Here is a 16,938-nt window from a genome sequence, read left to right as displayed (position 1 = left end):
CCTTTCCCGTCAGGCAGAGGTGCAGGATTTTCTGATCGAAAATGGTCTGTTTTGCAGGGACATGCGTGCCATCGAGAAAGCCATAGCGAGGCACGATCCATATTGCAGTGACCTGCTTCAGAAGCGCGAGGGACACCTTGAAATGTCGCCGCATGCTTATCTGGGCGAGGACAATCTGGCGGTGATTGCCGCTGCATCCGAAATGAGCTCGCACGTGGCTGAACCCTGACCTGGCTTGCGTCTGCCTACACTTGTTTCATTCCGTCCGGACGCGATTTGACGTTACGGAATTCTATCGCTGATGCAATTTTTCTTAAAAACGAGAAATCATCCTGGCCTAAGGTCGGGATGGGCTCAATGACACGCCCCGCGGCGAGTCAGGCACGAAAGAGCATGCAATTAATTATAGTGCAGATGGCGCTTGCCACTGGGTTCAGAGCTGTCCGGCAATACGGCACCGAAGTTTCAACTGCCTGTGTGACCAACCCCTTGAGTTCAGCGTCACCATTCAGCAGCGCCAATACGGAGGAGAACCGAAATGAAAAACTGGTTGAAAACACACGACCCTGGCATACCTGCGGAAATCAACCCGGATCCGTATTCCTCGATCGTGGCGTCGTTCGAAGAGGCTGCCGAAAAATAAGCTGACAACGTCGCCTTTGACTGTTTTGGCCAGAAAATAACCTGTGCGTCGGTCGATGCGGCAGTCACCGCCTGCGACGGTGTTGCGGAATGTGCCTGCATTGGCCAGCCTGATGAAAAAACCGGCGAGTTGGTCAGCGCCTTTGTGGTCAGGGCACCCGGCGCTGAGGTCACAGAGGAACAGATTTCGCGCATTGCCGCCATGAGATGACGGCTGACAAGACCCCGCTCAAGATCACGTTCCTCGACGAATTTCCGAAATCCAATTTCGGCAAGATCTTGGGCCGTGAGTTGCGCGGCTGACGAATTGTCGGCCCGTCTCAAACCCGGTTGGCTACGCCCGCGTCTTCAAGGCGACCGGCGCGACCGGGTGACCCGCGATCCAACCATCGGACGTGGGCTTTGCTCAGGATTTGCCACCGGGGGTGAACGCGCTCATCAAGCCCCGCAGCAGGTCAGCATTCACGGAAGCGCCGGCAATCCAGCTGTTCAGGCTCTTTTCGGGCGAGAAGCTCTCGGCGTCGGCGAGAATTCTGGTTTCGACCGTTTTCAGCCATTCCTCCTGGAACTTCTGAATACTCGGCAGCCCGAGAAGTTCGTGCGCTTCGGCTGGCGTGAGTCGATGGTAATACTGATCTGCATAGAGGGTTCCTGTTGCTGTTTATTCGGAATCCCAAAATCCCATTGGCCGGTTTGATCAAGCGTTCATCATGCAACGAATCCATCTCATGCGAAGGCGGTTTGACCTGCAGGCCAGTCCAATTGCCGCCTTTCTAACGTTGTTCTGCAACGGCATTTGCCAGAGTGCTCTTATGTCACAATTTAATGGGCCAAGCCGTTTGGCAATAGCGTTCCCCTGAAGGCCAAGGTTGGATTGGCCCAGGATTGACGAACACTCAAAGTCGATGCCGTACATCAAATTGAATGTTTCGGGAGAACCCCAAATGACCGCGCCTGCGAGCTACTCAACACAAACTCTTGCCGATGCGGTTGGTCACGACTTTGGCCCGTCCGACCCGTTCGAAATCACCCAGGAGATGATCAACAATATTGCCGATGTCACCGGCGATCATCAGTGGATCCACGTCGACGTTGAAAAGGCAACCAAGTTCGGTCCCTTTGGCGGACCAGTCGCGCATGGGTTTCTGACTCTGTCATTGTTGGCTGCCGCGACGGAGAGTTCGGGTGTGGTACCGCCAGATGCAAAAGCCGTGCTAAATTATTGTTCGGGCAAAGTGCGATTCCTGGCCCCGGTTCTTGCCGGATCATCGGTGCGGTCGAACTTCAAACTGGTCGGTGTCCTGAGGCGGGGCGCTGGCGCAGCAATTTGCGCATGATTTCCAGAAGCGGTGCCACACGCTGACCCTCGCCGCGACGGCGGCGGGTCTGGTCATGGTGCCGGGCAATGTCGACGTGCTGCGCAAGATGGTAACCCACAAGCGGTACACCGACCCGGACTACATGATGAAAGTCGAGACCGAGCTTTATGGTGGCGAGGTGGCCTTCAAGAAGGAAATGCTGAAAAACCACACCATGGCGATGAAGGCAGGCGACAAGCGCGGCTATCTCTATCAGCTGCTGGCCGGGCTGGGCTGGACCAGCTACCTTTGGCTGCCCCGCATCAAGATCCCGACGCTTGTTCTGATGGGCAAACAAGACCCGGTTGTTCCGCCGGTTAACGGTAAGATTCTGGCGAGCCGATTGCCGAACGCAACGCTCGAACTTGTCGATTGCGGTCACATGTTTGTGCTGACACAAGCCGAGGCGATCGCGGACCGGGTCGAGCTGTTCACCCACGAAAAGGCCTTGGCGGAAACCTGATCCTTCGCTATGAACGAGGCTGGCAACACGATCGACATCCAAAAAGCTGCGGCAATCCGAAAGGTTCGGCGCAAGGCCACCGGTATCCTGGTTGGCCTGTCGCTGATATTCGCGGCCAGTTCCGCGATATCGGAACCGCCCACATGGCTGTTGCTGATCCGCGCCATGGCCGAGGCTGGTATGGTCGGCGGTCTGGCGGATTGGTTCGCGGTCGAGGCGCTTTTCCGGCACCCGCTGGGGCTGCCCATTCCGCACACGGCCTCGCTGCCCAAAAATCAAAAGCGCGCGGCTGGCAATATCGCCCGTTTCATCGATGAGTATTTCCTGGCGCCAGAGCAGCTCATGCGGCAATTGCGGCGGACGAACCCGGCGCTAAGGGCGGCCAACTGGCTGAACAGGACCGAAAACGCCAAGGCATTGAGCAGGACATTGTCAGAGCTTCTGCACGGTATCCTGCAAAGCCAGCTGCGTGGTGGCATTGGCCCGGCCCCAACGGCCTATCTGCGCGACCTGACGACAAAGCTCGTCGGCTCGCCCACTCTGTTGCGACAGTTCATCAAGTTGCTGAAAGGCAGCGTGCACAGCCAGTTGCTGAACGACATCCTGCTACAGGTGCGCGAGGTGCTGGACAAAAACCGCGACACGGTGATGACGGTGGTGCAGGACCGAAGCCGCTGGTGGATCACCACCTCTGTCGACAAGCGCATTACCGAGGTCCTGGTCGACGGCGTCCTGTCGATCATTGACGCACCCTCGGACCCGAAATCGTCGCTGCGCAAGGACTTCGAGACATCGATCACGATACTGATCGACCGTTTCCAGGAAACGGGCGGATCGCGGAGAATATCGATGAAGGGTTCAAAGCCTTTACCGAGTCGGCGAAATTCGACAAGTCCCTGCAGCAGGTTATGGCGGCGGTTCTGAACGAAGTGGACAAGAGCCTCGTCGAACACCCGGACCGGGTCGCCGACCTCACGGCGAAGGCGCTGCAGGACTTTGCCATGAGGTCCAGGACTCCGATGCGTTGCTGGACCAGCTCAATGCGCGCTTCGCCAGCGGGTTTGAGGCCGTGCTGACCGAAATCCGGCCTGCGATCGTCGACTACATCGCCCAAAGTATTGCCGATTGGGACAGCGACCAGCTTGCCACGCGCATGGAATCAGAGGTCGGGCGCGACCTTCAACTCATTCGGATCAACGGCGCGGTCCTGGGTGTATCTGCTGGTAGAGCCGCGTTGCAGCATGAGCATGTTGCACTGCAGCATTGCCCTCCCTATCTCCGTCTCATCGCGATATTCTGGAGAGATATAATGGCTGCCAAAGCAACTGCCACCAAGACCGATGCTACCGACGCCGTTACGAAAGCAACCAACACGATCGCCAATGTTTCGAACACCGTTTCCTCGCTGTTCGGCGCTTACGTGACTTCGGGCCGCAAGGTTGTCGAAGGCGTCATCGAAGTTGACAAAACCCTGCTGGGTTATACCAAGAACGCCGTTGAGGGCTACGTTGCCCTGGGCAAAGACACCATGCAGGCAAAATGCCTGAACGACGTCATCGACCTGCAGGCCGCACATGCCCACGCGTCGATCGAAAACGGTGCCGCAAACGCACGTGAAGTGATCGAGATGAGCCACACGCGCGTAAAGGAAGCTTATGCACCGCTGAAAGAAATCATCGACACCTATCGTCCGGGCAACGCTGCCTGAACATCGGTATCAGATGCCTGACAGTGCTGGGGCCGGCCTCACCCATTGTGGTGAGGATCGGCCCTTTCCTTTTTTGAAGGTTGGAATCCAAGGCACCACCATCCTGCGGTGCTTTAGCGGGCTGACCCCTGTTTCGCGTTTGAAGGCCCCCACAAACGCGCCTGCGCGAACCAACGACCAGGAACAAAAAAACCAAACCCGCACACTCTCATGGCGGTTGGGGAGCCTTGGCGGACAGGTCAATTGCTATGCCTTCAACGCATAACGGCCAGTCCCGATCATCGGTTGTTGACCCAACCAAGGGCACCTAAATGACCGTTATCGGTAACAGACCAGATACTCCGTCAGGAAATTCGTCCTGATACACTGAAAGGAAAATGACATGACATATACACTGACAAACACATCCGCCCCTATCGGAATTTTCGCGCGCCTGAACTCGTTTTTTCAAGAAGCGAAAGAGGCCCGCGCCCGCCACGCGCTCTATGTCCAGACCGTCAGAGAACTGGAGCGGCTGACAGACCGCGAACTGGCTGATGTCGGCCTGTCGCGGAGCAATATCACCGACACTGTGCATCGTCACGTTTACGGCAACTGATTTCGATCACACCGCCACTCGCAGGAAAGCGCCCTCGGTTCTCCGGGGGCGTTTTTTGTTGCGCCGAACCGGCGTGTTAGCCGGATAGCAGGCGGCGTTTCTGGGCCATTGCCTCGCGCTGCGTGCGTTCGATGCCGGTGCGGAAGGACTGCTCGACGAAGTCGAGATGCGCTAGCGCGGCCGCTTCGGCCCGTTCCGGATCGCCGTCGATCACGGCCTGTCCCAGTGCAAGATGCTGTTCAAGCAGCCGCTTGCCGGTTCCATCAATGGATTTGAGGTATTCGCGGTTATAAAACACACCCTGACGGGTCAGGTGATAGATCGAGGCCATGATGTGAATCAGCGTCGCGTTCTGGCTGGCATCGACAATTGCGGAATGCAGTTGGTAATCCGCCTCGCGCGAGCTTTCCTGATCATTCTGTTCCCAGGCACGCTGCAGCCGGTCGAGGATTTCGGTGATCCGCTCCTTGTCGGCCGTGGTGGCGCGCTGCGCGGCCAGCCTTGCGGCAAAGCCTTCCTGTTCGCGGCGATATTCCAGGTAGTCGAAAAATGCCGGTTCGTGGCGGCCGTAAAGGTCCAGCAGCGCGGGCATCATCGCTTGCCCCGTCAGGGGCGCGATAAAGCTGCCCTCGCCATGGCGGGTGGTGACCAGCCCGCGCTCTTCGAGAACCTGTAGTGCATCGCGCAGCTTGGGGCGCGAGACATTGAGCGTTTCGGCTAGGTCGCGTTCAGAGGGCAGTTTGCGGCCCTGTTTCAGGATCCCGGCGGCGATTAGCGCCTCGATCTGAGAGATCACGGCTTCTGAAACCGATTCGTGATCAATCGGCTCAAACAGCGACGTCGGGGTCAATTTGCTTGGCATAGCTCGGGCTCCGCGTTCTCTCGGTATGGTAAACTATATTAACCTCATGCGCGATCTTTTCAACAAAAACCGGACACCGGTTCTGAATTCATAACCTGCTGAATTAATAACAAAAGTGTTGCAAGTAAGGGTCAGTCAGCGAATCCGCGTGCCGCGCAAACAAGCCCAACTTCACGGGAATCCGAGCCTCATTGCGTTTCAAGTGGTAAATAAAATTGTTGACCTGACTTAGTGGTAAATTTAATAAACCACTCCAAGACGCAGGAAGTACCAGCGTCCTGACCAAGGGCGACACCGTCCATGACACTGTTGGAGGAGACATCATGAAAAACGTTCTGACCGGCCTGGCTGTTGCGACCAGCCTTTTGGCAGGCCCTGCCATCGCCGCTGATAAGATGCTGCTGAAAACCCCGATCGCGTTCTCGACTGCGCTGCCGGGTCTGGGCTCGCCCATCCCGCGTGTGGCCGAACAACTGGACCTGATGTCGGGTGGCACGCTGAAAATGAAGGTTTACGAGCCGGGCAAACTGGTGCCGCCGTTCGAGATTCTGGATGCCGTGTCATCCGGCAAGATCAACTCAGGCTACACCACCGCAGGCTATTGGGCGGGCAAAATCCCGGCTGCACCGCTGTTTTCCGCCGTGCCTTTTGGCCCGGAAGCGGGCGAATACATGGCCTGGCTCTATTACGGCAACGGCATGAGCCTGTATCAGGAGATGTATGACCAGGCGGGTTTCAACGTCAAAGTCATCCCCTGCGCCGTCATCGCCCCGGAAACCTCGGGCTGGTTCGCCACCGAGATCAATTCTCCCGAAGATCTGAGCGGCCTCAAGATGCGTTTCTTTGGTCTGGGCGGCAAGGTGATGCAAAAGCTCGGCGTCGCTACTTCGCTACTGCCCGGTGGTGAGATTTTCCCGGCGCTGGAAAAAGGCGCAATCGACGCCACCGAGTTCTCGATGCCCGCCATTGATGCCCGTCTTGGCTTCCACAAGCTGGTCAAGTTCAACTATTTCCCCGGCTGGCACCAGCAGGCGACCGTGTTTGAACTGCTGATCAACAAGGATGTCTGGAACGAGGCTTCGGAACAGCATCAGGCGATCATCGAAAACGCCTGCAAGGCTTCGATGGCGGACAGCTTTGCCGAAGGCGAGGCGATCCAGCATGCGGCGCTGATCGACAATGTCGAAAATAACGGTGTCGAGATCAAGCAGTGGAATGACGACATGCTGGCGACCTTCCAGAGCACCTGGGAAGAGGTTGCCGCCGAAGAAGCTGCCAATGACGCCTTCTTTGCCAAAGTCCTGGGCGACATGACCGAGTTCCGCGACGGCTACGCCGTCTGGAAAGAAAACGCGTTCCTCCCGCGCAAGTAATCAAACCTGCGCGCACCCGGGAGCGGCCGTTTCAATCCGGGCCGCTCCCACCCTGATTTTCAGAATTTTCCAGATCTGTTGGCCGCATTCCCGGTCCGACCCGTCATGCCCTGAGGAGGAGACCATGTCACAGAAGCTGCACACGCCCGATGATCCAATCGAAGTCTATGAGACTCTGCTGGAACATCCTGATGTTGATAACCAGAAACTGGCCACCGGCATCGACAAGACCATCAAGGGCATCGGCAATGTGGTGATGTGGGCCAACCTGCTTTTGGTTGCGGCCATCGTGTCTCAGGTGGCGCTGCGCTACCTGCTGAACCAAAACTACCCTAAGCTGGACGAGATACAGTGGCACTTCTACGGGCTGGTCACCATGATCGGCATCTCTTATGCGCTGGTCACCGACAGCCATGTGCGCGTCGACGTGCTGCATATGCAACTCAGCCGTCGCGCGCAGCGGCTTATCGAGGTTGTGGGCATCCTGACCCTGCTGACGCCGTTCATCTATCTGATGATCGATCAGGGCTATGACTATTTCTACGAAAGCTGGCGCGTGAACGAACGCTCTGACAGTCCCACCGGCCTGCCGGCTCGTTGGGCGCTCAAGGCGGTGATCCCGGTCAGCTTTGTCCTCCTGGCCTTTGCGGCAATTGCCCGGCTGTTGCATGACGCACACGCGCTGTTGTTCGGCCCCGAGGCTGAGCGCACGGGGTCCGGCCTGCGGCTGATCTTCTGGGCGCTGTTCGGTTTCGCGGTGGCGGCGACCGCGCTGACCTTCCTGGTGCATAGTACCGAGGAAAAGCTGGTCATCGTGATGTTCGTGACCTTCATCGCGCTGCTCTTTACCGGGTTCCCGGTGGCCTGGGCGCTGGCCGGTGTCGGCGTCGCTTTCTGCGGCCTCGCGTATCTGTTCGACAATGGCATGATGAACTGGACCGGGCTGGAAGAGACCCTGACCGGGCTCGACTACCTGACGCTCGGCGCGGTGGTGAACCGGGTCTATGCAACCATGTCGAACGCGGTTCTGGTGGCGCTGCCCATGTTCATCTTCATGGGGCTGATGCTGGATGAATCCGGTGTGGCGGAACGGCTGATGACCTCGATGCAACGCCTTTTTGGCACCGTGCGCGGCGGTTTGGCGATCACAGTGACCTTGATCGGTATCATCCTCGCCGCCTCGACCGGTATCATCGGCGCTTCGGTTGTGTTGCTGGGCGTGTTGTCGCTGCCTTCGATGATGCAGCAGAAATACGCGCCGACTCTGGCGGCGGGCGTGGTGTCGGCCTCTGGCACGTTGGGTATTCTCATCCCGCCTTCGATCATGCTGGTGATTATGGCCGATCAGATGGCGCTGTCGGTGGGCGATCTGTTCATGGCCGCCGTCTTCCCCGGTGTGATCATCGGCGGCCTCTACCTGACCTATATATTCATCATCGCGCTGATCAAACGCGACGTGGCTCCGGTTCCCGAAGGCGCCAAGCGCCCCGACTGGGCCGCCGTCAAGGACGTGATGATAGCCGTTCTGCCCACGTTGGCGCTGATCCTCGCCGTGCTTGGCTCGATCTTTGCGGGTCTGACCACGCCGACCGAAGCGTCTGGTGTCGGCGCATTAGGCGCGACCTTGCTGGCCATCGGCTATCGCAAGCTGACGCTGACCAAACTGGTCAACGTGCTAAAGGCGACCTTCAACACCACCGCCTATATCTTCGCGATCTTCCTGGGCGCGACGGTGTTCTCCTATGTGCTGCGCGAGTTGGGCGGCGATGCCCTGATCGAAGACATGATCGCGGGCACCGGGTTCGGTCCCAACGGCACGATCCTGTTTATCCTCTTCATCGTGTTCCTGCTCGGTTTCGTGCTGGACTGGATCGAGATCACGCTGATCGTGCTGCCTCTGATGCGTCCCATCGTGAACGGTCTGGGTGTCGATATTCCCGGCTTTGACGCGATTGACGAGCCTTCGCTGGTCTGGTTCGTGATCCTTGTCGCGGTCACCTTGCAGACCTCGTTCCTGACCCCGCCGGTTGGCTTTGCGCTGTTCTACCTGAAAGGCGTCTGCCCACCCGAGATCAAGCTGTCGCATATCTACAAGGGCATCATCCCCTTCGTGTTGCTACAGCTGACCGGTCTGGCGCTTGTCTTCCTTTGGCCCGCGCTGGCGACCTGGCTGCCCTCCGTGGCCTACTGAGAAGGAGGCTGACATGGATGACGCAACCCTCATCTCCTCTTTCCGCGATATTGTCGGGCGACGCCATGTGCTGACCGGCGCGCGGGCAACCGAGCGGTTCCGCAAAGGGTTCCGCTCGGGCGAGGGCGAGGCGCTTTGCGTCGTTCAGCCCGGCACCCTGATGGAGCAATGGAAGGTCCTGCAGGCCTGCGTTGCCGCCGACAAGATCGTGATCATGCAGGCCGCAAATACCGGCCTGACCGAAGGCTCGACGCCGTCGGGCAGCTACGATCGCGACGTGGTGCTGATCAACACCCGCCGCATGGACCGGATCGAGGTGCTGGGTGAGGGCGAGCAGGTGGTCGGTTTTCCCGGCTCGACGCTTTTTGCACTGGAAAAGCTGCTGGACCCGCTGGGGCGCGAGCCGCATTCGGTGATCGGCTCGTCCTGCATCGGGGCCTCGATCGTGGGCGGGGTGTGCAACAATTCCGGCGGCTCGCTGGTCGAGCGTGGGCCCTCTTACACGGAAATGTCGCTCTTTGCGCAGATCGACGCGCAAGGGCAGCTGAGCCTCGTGAACCATCTTGGCATCGACCTTGGCGACACACCGGAAGAAATCCTGACCCGGCTTGAAACCGGTGATTTCAACCATGATCCTGCCGCGACTAACCGCAAAGCTTCGGCCTCGGATTATGCCGATCAGGTGCGCAAGGTGGATGCCACCACGCCCGCGCGCTTTAACGCCGACAAGCGCCGCCTCTATGAGGCGTCGGGCTGCGCGGGCAAGCTGGGCGTGTTCGCCGTGCGGCTCGACACCTATGCCAAGCCCGAGCGGCAGAAGACCTTCTATATCGGCAGCAATGAGACTGCCGACCTAACCGAACTACGCCGCCACATCCTGGCCGAATTCGACACTCTGCCCGTTTCTGCCGAGTATATGGAGCGTGAGGCGTTTGACGTCACCGCCCGCTACGGCAAGGATACGGTGATGATGATCGACTGGCTCGGCACCGACCTGCTGCCGCGCTTCTTTTCGCTGAAAGGCGCAGTGGATGCCCGCCTGCGCAATGTGCCCGGTCTGTCGAATTTCACTGATCGGTTCATGCAGTTCATGGCGCGGCTGACCCCACAAGTGCTGCCGAAACGCATCCGCGACTTTCGCGACCGCTATCGTCACCATCTGATCCTGAAGATGCGTGATGACGGCATCGACGAGGCTGCAAGCTTCCTGACCTCGTTTTTTGCCGGGCGCGACGGCGACTTCTTCGAGTGTAGCGATCGCGAAGCCAAACTCGCCGCCCTGCAACGCTTCGCCGCTGCCGGGGCAGCCGTGCGCTATATGGCGATTCACAAGAATGACGTTGCCGATATCATCCCGCTCGACATTGCCCTGCGCCGCAATGATCGCGACTGGTATGAACACCTGCCGCCAGAGATCGAAGAACAGTTGGTGGCCAAGCTCTATTATGGCCATTTCATGTGCCACGTGCTGCATCAGGATTACGTCGTTCGCAAAGGGGCGGATGCCAAGGCACTCAAGGCGCGGATGCTGGAGATATTGGATCAGCGCGGCGCGGAATATCCGGCCGAGCACAATGTCGGCCACCTCTATCCTGCCAAGCCCGATCTGGCCGAGTTCTATAAATGCTGTGACCCGACCAACTCCTTCAACCCCGGCATCGGCAAGATGTCAAAGGCCCGCAACTACGCCGAAGAGACGGCGTGAGACGCGGGCCTCAATTACTGCTGATAAGGGTCCAGACTGTCCCGCAACCCGTCGCCGAGGAAGTTGAAGGCCAGCACCACGATAATGATCGGTAGCATCGGGATCGCGGTCCAGGGGTAGATCTCGATCGAGGCGAGGTTTTGCGCATCATTCAGCATCACGCCCCAACTGACCGCAGGTGCCCGCAGGCCAAGGCCGAGGAAGCTCAGCGCGGTCTCCCCGAGGATCATCGCCGGGATCGACAGCGTGGCCGAGGCGATCAGATGCGACATGAAGTTGGGCAGCAGGTGCTTGCGGATCACCCGGCCAGACCCCGCGCCCATCATCTCGGCAGCGCGCACATATTCCTCTTCGCGTAAGGACAGGAATTTCGCCCGCACGGCACGGGCCAGGCCGGGCCAATCAAGAATGCCCAGAATGACCGAGATGATGAAGAAGACGGCCACCGGCGACCAGTTCGACGGCACCGCCGCTGACAGGGCTAGCCACAAGGGCAGTTCCGGCAGTGAGCGCAAAATCTCGATCACCCGGTTGATGATCCAGTCGGTCCTGCCCCCGAAATACCCGGCGATGGAACCAAAAAGGATGCCTAGGGTGAACGATACGGTAATGCCGATCAGACCAACAGTCAGCGATAGCTGCGCGCCATAGAGAATACGGCTGAACACGTCGCGGCCCAGCCGGTCCGAGCCCCAGAGGAACATGGTCGCGCCTTCAGGGGCGCAGAACAGATGGGTATCGGACGGGATGAACCCCGCCAGCTTGTAATCATCGCCGTTGCAGAAGAACCGCAGGTTCTGCGGATTGCTGGTATCGGGGATGAACTTCCACTGGAAGGTCTCCAGATCCGGCTCGGCGGTGATCGGGTAGATGAACGGCCCTAAGAACTCCCCCTCATGGAAGAAATGCACCGCCTGTGGCGGGGCATAGAGGTGATCGCCATTGCGCTCGTTCGGCGTGTATGGCGCGATGAAACCCGCAAAAGGCAGCATCAGATAACTCAGCAGCAGGAAGATGCCCGAGAACAGCCCAAGCTTGTGGGTCTTGAACTTGCGCCAGACCAGTACCCAGTTCGGCGCATCCAGATCGCGCCGCTCAAGCTGTTGCAGCGAGGCTTCGGGATCATAAGGCGCATCGTCGACATAGCGACCGTCGGGCAGTTTGGTCATGTCTCGCGCCCCTCATAGCGAATGCGGGGATCGAGCAGCACCAGCAGCACGTCCGAGATCATGGTGCCCACCAGCGTCAGCAGCGCCACGAACATCAGGATGAAGCCCGACAGGAACAGATCCTGCGTTTTCAGCGCCGTCAGCAGGCTGGGTCCGATGGTCTGCAGGCCCAGCACGACCGAAACCAGAACCGAGCCCGACACCATCGAGGGCAACAGGTTGCCGATATCGGCCACGAAGGGGTTGAAGGCCACGCGCAGCGGGTATTTGGTCAGCATTCGCGTTGGCGACATGCCCTTGGCGATGGCGGTCTCGACATATGGCTTGCCCAGCTCGTCGAGCATATTGGCACGTAGCCGCTGCATCATCGCCGAGGCGCCCGAGGTGCCGATCACGAAGGTCGGCACGATCAGATGGAGCAGGATCGACTTGGCCTTCTCCCAGCTCATCGGAAGCCCTTCAAAACCCGGGTCCATCAATCCGCCAATCGGCAGGTCAAACAGCTTGTGACCGTAATAGAACATGATCAGCGCCAGCAGAAAGTTCGGCGTGGCAAGGCCCAGATATCCGATAAAGGCGGAACTGTAATCGACCCAGGTGCGCGACCGCGCTGCGGCCAGAACCCCCAGCGGCAGGGCCACCAGATAGACAAAAAGAACAGCCGCCAGATTGACCAGTACGGTCAGCCACAGGCTTTCGCCGACAATCTCGGAAACCGGGCGGTCAAACTCGAAGGACCAGCCGAAATTGCCCTGGATCAGCCCCGAAAATCCGTGCGGACCGGGCAGGAACCCCATCCAGATCATGTATTGCTGCCAGAGCGGCCGGTCGAGCGCGTATTCCTTGCGCAGGAACTCGGCCTTGGCCACGCCCGCCGATTGGCCCGAGGCCTGCAATTCCGCGATCTGGTTGCTCAGATAATCGCCGGGCGGCAGGTTGATGATGGCGAAGACCAGCACCGACACCACGAGCAGCGTGAGCAGCATCGTGATGAAGCGATAGATCGCATAGCGCAGGATGACCATTCAAGCGTCCCCGTCACTCGGCAAAAAAGAACTCGTCCATCCGGTGCACGCCGAAATGCGCGCCCGGGTCCCAGGCCCACATCCCCTTTTCGGGCACGTTGCGCAGCTTGTTTGACACCACCACCGGCTGCGGCGCGCCTGCCAGAATGCCGATGCCATAGACCTGGTCGGCATGGATGGCCAGCATTTCCCGCCAGGCCGCTTCGCGCGCTTCGGGCGTTGTGGCCTCGTCCCAGTCATGCAGCAGCTCCATCAGACGCTGCGCCTCGGGCAGGTCGGGGGCTTCGCCCACATCGCCGCCGGTCTGGTAATACTGACCCCATTTCGGCCAGGCCAGGAACACCTGATCGGTGGGGGCCAGATAGGCAGGCGACGTGTATTCGCGCGGCAAGCCGTTATCCCAGCCATACCAGACCGAGGCCATGGAACTGCCCGCAAAGACCCGATTGCGCAGGATGTCGCGATCCAGCGGGCGCATCACCAGCTTGACCCCGATCTCGCGCCAGGTGTCGGTCACGATCTGCAGGGCGTTCTCGACCTCCTGCCGCTCACCGGCGGTTTCGATGATGAACTCCATCGGGCGCCCGTCGGGCAGCAGCCGCGTCCCGTCAGGCGCGCGCTGGTCCAGCCCGGCCTCGTCCAGCAGGCGGTTGGCCTGTTCGGGGTCGAACTGCGACCAGGCCTCTCGGTTGTCTTCCTCGAAGAAAGGGCTTTCCGGCAGCACCGTCATCGAACCGGGCTTGGCCAGTTTGAAATAAAGCGCCTGGTTGATCGTATTTCGGTCAATCCCCAGCGACAGCGCCCGGCGCACCCGCGCATCGCGCAGCACCTCACGCCAGACATCGTCCTCGTAATTCAGGTTGGGAAAGATCGCGATCTGCGAAGCGACGCCGGTGCTCCAAAGCTGCGTTTTGTAATCACCTTCTGCCTCCCCTTTTTTGAGGATCGAGGCATCGCGGAAGTCCAGCCCGCGCGCCTGCAGGTCGGATTCGCCCGCGTTCGACTTGGCCGCCACCAGACCGGGGGCCACGATCTCCATCTCGACCACGTCGATATAGGGCAGCTGCACGCCGTTGGTGTCGATGCGGTGATAGTAGGGGTTGCGCACGAAATTGTGCCGGATCTTCTTGCCCGAGCTTGCGTTCACCCAGGGCTGCAGGGTGGGCAGCTTGTGATTGTCAAACTTGTAGAGATTGTCGACCTTGTTGTGCAGCGAGGCCCAGCTTTTGACCCGCTGATCCTCAACCTGTGCGGCCAGCTTCTCGGAATCGGCATAGTCGCCGTGATACTCTTTCAAGAATTCCGAGGGGCGATAGATGAAGGGCGGGCGGGCCTGCGCCAGCGCCTGCAGGAAATCGGGATTGGGCTGGGTCCACTCATAGATGATGGTCTGCTCATCGGGAAAGCTCACCTTGGGCAACTCGCCCTCGACACGCAGGAAGTCGGGCGGGCCCGAGGGGCTGAGCAGTTCGTTATTGGCCACATCCTCCCACCAATAGCGGAAATCTTCCGAGGTGAAGGGTGACCCGTTGGACCATTTATGGCCGGGGCGCAGATGCAGCGTGTATTTGCGGTTGCCCTCGTTTTCGAACGAGGCCAGAAGATCGGGCTTGATCTCGTAATTCTCGTCATACCCCACCAGCCGCGCATAGCCATAGACCACCATCTGGCGGATATCCTTAGAGCGGGTGATCATCGTGTTCAGCGTGCCGCCCTGGGTGCCGAATTCACGTCCCTTCGCCCCCAGATCGACGACGATCGGGTCGGCAGGCAGGCGTTCGTTGATGGGCGGCAGATGGCCCGCATCCACTTCGGATTTCCAGAAACTGCTTTCCTGCAGATCGGGCAGGGTGGTCGCGCCGACCGGCAGCAGCCCGGCAAGGACCAGCGCGGGGGCGAGCAGAAAACGGTTGTAACGAGTGTCAAACATGGCAACGTACCTTATGGCCAGGCTCCAGTTCCACAAGCGACGGTATCACCTGTTCGGTGAAACGAAAGGCGTCGTCCCACTTTTCCGGTGAGCCTGCGCCCTGAGCCACGAGTTTCAGGTTTATAGGCCGGTCTATATCAGGTTCCGGCTGCGCCGCGATCAGCGCTTTGGTATAGGGGTGTTTGGGGTTGTAGAACAACGTGTCGGGTGGGGCCTGTTCGACCACCAGCCCCTGCCGCATCACCGCCACCTCATCGGCAATCCGCGCCACCACGGCCAGATCATGCGAGATGAATAGATAGCTGAGGCCAAGACGTTCCTGCAATTCCTCCAGCAGGGTCAGGATCTGCTCCTGCACCGATACATCCAGCGCCGAGGTCGGCTCGTCGCATACGATCAGCGTCGGGTCCAGCATCATCGCGCGCGCCACTGACAGGCGCTGGCGCTGGCCGCCGGAAAACGCGTGCGGGTAGCGTTTGAGCATATCGGGGTTCAACCCGACCCGGCACAGCATCTCTTCGGCCTTGCCGCGCTGTTCGGTGCGGGTGCCGATGCGGTGAATCTCCAGCGGCTCGGTCATCGCGTCCTGCACCCGCATCCGCGGGCTGAGCGAGCTATAGGGGTCCTGAAACACCATCTGTGCCTGACGCTGGAACCGGGTGCGTTCAGCGCGGGACATGTTGTGGACCGCGATGGGCTCAGCGCCCGGCTGGGCGCGAAACAGAATCTCGCTACCCGGATCGGGCAGCTCCGCCCCAAGCGCGATCCGCGCGGCGGTGGTCTTGCCCGAGCCGCTTTCACCAACGATGGCCAGCGTTTTGCCGCGCGCCAGCTTCAGATCGACACCGCGGCAGGCATGGATCTTGATCGCGGGTTTCCAGCCCGACCCGGCGCGCATTGTATAGGTTTTCGAGACCTTGTTCATCTCAAGGATCAGATCGTCCTGCGGCATCGGCAGGCCAACAGTGTCGCGATCGGGGATTTCCGGCGCGGCGTTGAACAATTGCTGCGTATAGGGATGCGCGGGCGCTTTCAGGATCGCGGCGGCGCTGCCCGCCTCCATCACCCGGCCCTTGTGCATCACCACAACTTGCTCGGCCATATTGGCCACGACCCCAAGATCATGAGTGACCAGGATCAGTGCCATGCCGGTCTCGCGCTGTAATTCCTTGATCAGCCCCAGCACCTGTGCCTGCGTGGTCACGTCCAGCGCGGTTGTCGGCTCATCCGCGATCAGCAGGTCAGGCTTGGCCACCATCGCCATCGCGATCATCGCGCGCTGGCGCATGCCGCCCGACAGCTCGAAAGGGTAGGACCGGTAGGCGCGCTCTGGATCGGGAAAACCGACCCGTTCGAATTGCTGCAGAACCTGCCGCTTCGCGTCGCGCTCGCTGGCACCGCTATGCAGCCACAACACTTCGCTCACCTGATTGCCGATCCTGTGCAGCGGCGATAGCGAGCGCATCGGCTCCTGAAAGATCATCGAGACACGATCGCCGCGAATGTCGCGCAGCTTGCGCTCGTTAAGCTCCGACAGAACCAGCGGCGCGCCCGTGCCGCCCAGCGTGACCCGCCCCGAGGTGATCCGCGCCGTGCGCGGCAGGATGCGCAGCACCGCGCGACAAGAGATCGTCTTGCCGGAACCGGATTCCCCGACCAGCGCAAGCGTCTCGCCCTGGGCGACGCTGAAACTGACATTCTTCACAACCGGCTCGGCCCCACCGAAACCGATGCTCAGATCGTCAACTGAAAGCAAAGGGGTCATTCAGCCGGTCCTGGAACCATGGCCTCGCCGAAACATGTTGATTTTTTCATCCCCGTATACATTTTGCGTCACTTTCGCTTGCCGGTGCCCATGTAGTCAAACCCGAATTTGTGACCGGACCTCACGAAAAGCGGAGCTTGGCCCAATCC

15 protein-coding genes are annotated in these 16,938 nt (G+C 59.7%); 9 read left to right on the top strand and 6 right to left on the bottom strand.

Annotated features, from left to right (window positions below; genetic code table 11):
• Positions 1 to 19 precede the first annotated feature (19 nt).
• Positions 20 to 229 carry a hypothetical protein gene (locus Q5Y75_RS10600; protein ID WP_306197052.1) on the top strand — a complete coding sequence of 70 codons (210 nt, stop codon included), beginning with the start codon at positions 20 to 22 and terminating at the stop codon, positions 227 to 229.
• A 272-nt stretch (positions 230 to 501) separates the two neighbouring features.
• Here the strand turns inward: Q5Y75_RS10600 and Q5Y75_RS28645 are convergent, their stop codons facing one another.
• Positions 502 to 966, bottom strand: a complete 465-nt coding sequence (locus Q5Y75_RS28645) for a hypothetical protein (protein ID WP_306197050.1) — start codon at positions 964 to 966, stop codon at positions 502 to 504.
• A 545-nt stretch (positions 967 to 1,511) separates the two neighbouring features.
• Here Q5Y75_RS28645 and Q5Y75_RS10590 point away from each other — a divergent pair.
• The 5 genes from Q5Y75_RS10590 (at position 1,512) to Q5Y75_RS10570 (ending at position 4,769) form a co-directional block, all read left to right on the top strand.
• Positions 1,512 to 1,979: a MaoC family dehydratase gene (locus Q5Y75_RS10590; protein WP_306197049.1), complete on the top strand. Its 468-nt coding sequence runs from the start codon at positions 1,512 to 1,514 to the stop codon at positions 1,977 to 1,979.
• Positions 1,957 to 2,463 (top strand): alpha/beta fold hydrolase, encoded by a 507-nt coding sequence (locus Q5Y75_RS10585; RefSeq protein ID WP_371933252.1) that lies wholly within the window; start codon positions 1,957 to 1,959, stop codon positions 2,461 to 2,463. Before Q5Y75_RS10590 ends, Q5Y75_RS10585 begins: the two co-directional genes overlap by 23 nt.
• A 9-nt stretch (positions 2,464 to 2,472) precedes the next feature.
• Positions 2,473 to 3,387 (top strand): DUF445 domain-containing protein, encoded by a 915-nt coding sequence (locus Q5Y75_RS10580; RefSeq protein WP_306197045.1) that lies wholly within the window; start codon positions 2,473 to 2,475, stop codon positions 3,385 to 3,387.
• Complete coding sequence (locus tag Q5Y75_RS10575; RefSeq protein WP_306197259.1) at positions 3,347 to 4,171, top strand: DUF445 family protein; 825 nt, start codon at positions 3,347 to 3,349, stop codon at positions 4,169 to 4,171. The genes Q5Y75_RS10580 and Q5Y75_RS10575 overlap by 41 nt, the downstream gene beginning before the upstream one ends.
• 382 nt (positions 4,172 to 4,553) lie before the next feature.
• On the top strand, positions 4,554 to 4,769 hold the full coding sequence (locus Q5Y75_RS10570) for a DUF1127 domain-containing protein (RefSeq protein WP_306197044.1): 216 nt from the start codon (positions 4,554 to 4,556) through the stop codon (positions 4,767 to 4,769).
• Positions 4,770 to 4,845: 76 nt separating this feature from the next.
• On the opposite strand, the gene Q5Y75_RS10565 is transcribed toward Q5Y75_RS10570, so the two are convergent.
• Positions 4,846 to 5,631: a FadR/GntR family transcriptional regulator gene (locus Q5Y75_RS10565; RefSeq protein ID WP_306197043.1), complete on the bottom strand. Its 786-nt coding sequence runs from the start codon at positions 5,629 to 5,631 to the stop codon at positions 4,846 to 4,848.
• A gap of 323 nt (positions 5,632 to 5,954) precedes the next feature.
• Here Q5Y75_RS10565 and Q5Y75_RS10560 point away from each other — a divergent pair, with 323 nt between their 5' ends.
• From Q5Y75_RS10560 to dld, 3 genes are all read left to right on the top strand, one after another.
• Positions 5,955 to 7,004 (top strand): TRAP transporter substrate-binding protein, encoded by a 1,050-nt coding sequence (locus Q5Y75_RS10560; RefSeq protein ID WP_306197041.1) that lies wholly within the window; start codon positions 5,955 to 5,957, stop codon positions 7,002 to 7,004.
• A gap of 124 nt (positions 7,005 to 7,128) precedes the next feature.
• Positions 7,129 to 9,195 (top strand): TRAP transporter large permease subunit, encoded by a 2,067-nt coding sequence (locus Q5Y75_RS10555; RefSeq protein WP_306197040.1) that lies wholly within the window; start codon positions 7,129 to 7,131, stop codon positions 9,193 to 9,195.
• Between the two features lie 13 nt (positions 9,196 to 9,208).
• Positions 9,209 to 10,900, top strand: coding sequence for a D-lactate dehydrogenase (dld, locus tag Q5Y75_RS10550; protein WP_306197038.1), 1,692 nt, complete (start codon positions 9,209 to 9,211; stop codon positions 10,898 to 10,900).
• Between the two features lie 14 nt (positions 10,901 to 10,914).
• Here the strand turns inward: dld and Q5Y75_RS10545 are convergent, their stop codons facing one another.
• From Q5Y75_RS10545 to Q5Y75_RS10530, 4 genes are read right to left on the bottom strand one after another with little or no spacing between them, the layout of a single operon-like run.
• Positions 10,915 to 12,069 (bottom strand): ABC transporter permease, encoded by a 1,155-nt coding sequence (locus Q5Y75_RS10545; protein WP_306197036.1) that lies wholly within the window; start codon positions 12,067 to 12,069, stop codon positions 10,915 to 10,917.
• Positions 12,066 to 13,094, bottom strand: coding sequence for an ABC transporter permease (locus Q5Y75_RS10540; protein ID WP_306197034.1), 1,029 nt, complete (start codon positions 13,092 to 13,094; stop codon positions 12,066 to 12,068). The genes Q5Y75_RS10545 and Q5Y75_RS10540 overlap by 4 nt, the downstream gene beginning before the upstream one ends.
• Before the next feature lie 13 nt (positions 13,095 to 13,107).
• Entirely contained in the window at positions 13,108 to 15,024 is a 1,917-nt protein-coding gene (locus Q5Y75_RS10535; protein WP_306197032.1) for an ABC transporter substrate-binding protein, read from the bottom strand.
• Positions 15,017 to 16,789 (bottom strand): ABC transporter ATP-binding protein, encoded by a 1,773-nt coding sequence (locus Q5Y75_RS10530; protein ID WP_306197030.1) that lies wholly within the window; start codon positions 16,787 to 16,789, stop codon positions 15,017 to 15,019. The genes Q5Y75_RS10535 and Q5Y75_RS10530 overlap by 8 nt, the downstream gene beginning before the upstream one ends.
• Positions 16,790 to 16,938 lie beyond the last annotated feature (149 nt).

It is taken from the genome of Ruegeria discodermiae, from assembly GCF_030758345.1.
Classification (GTDB): domain Bacteria; phylum Pseudomonadota; class Alphaproteobacteria; order Rhodobacterales; family Rhodobacteraceae; genus Ruegeria_C.
The sequence above is the reverse complement of the archived record's forward strand: the minus strand, read 5'-3'. Positions and strand labels throughout refer to the sequence as shown.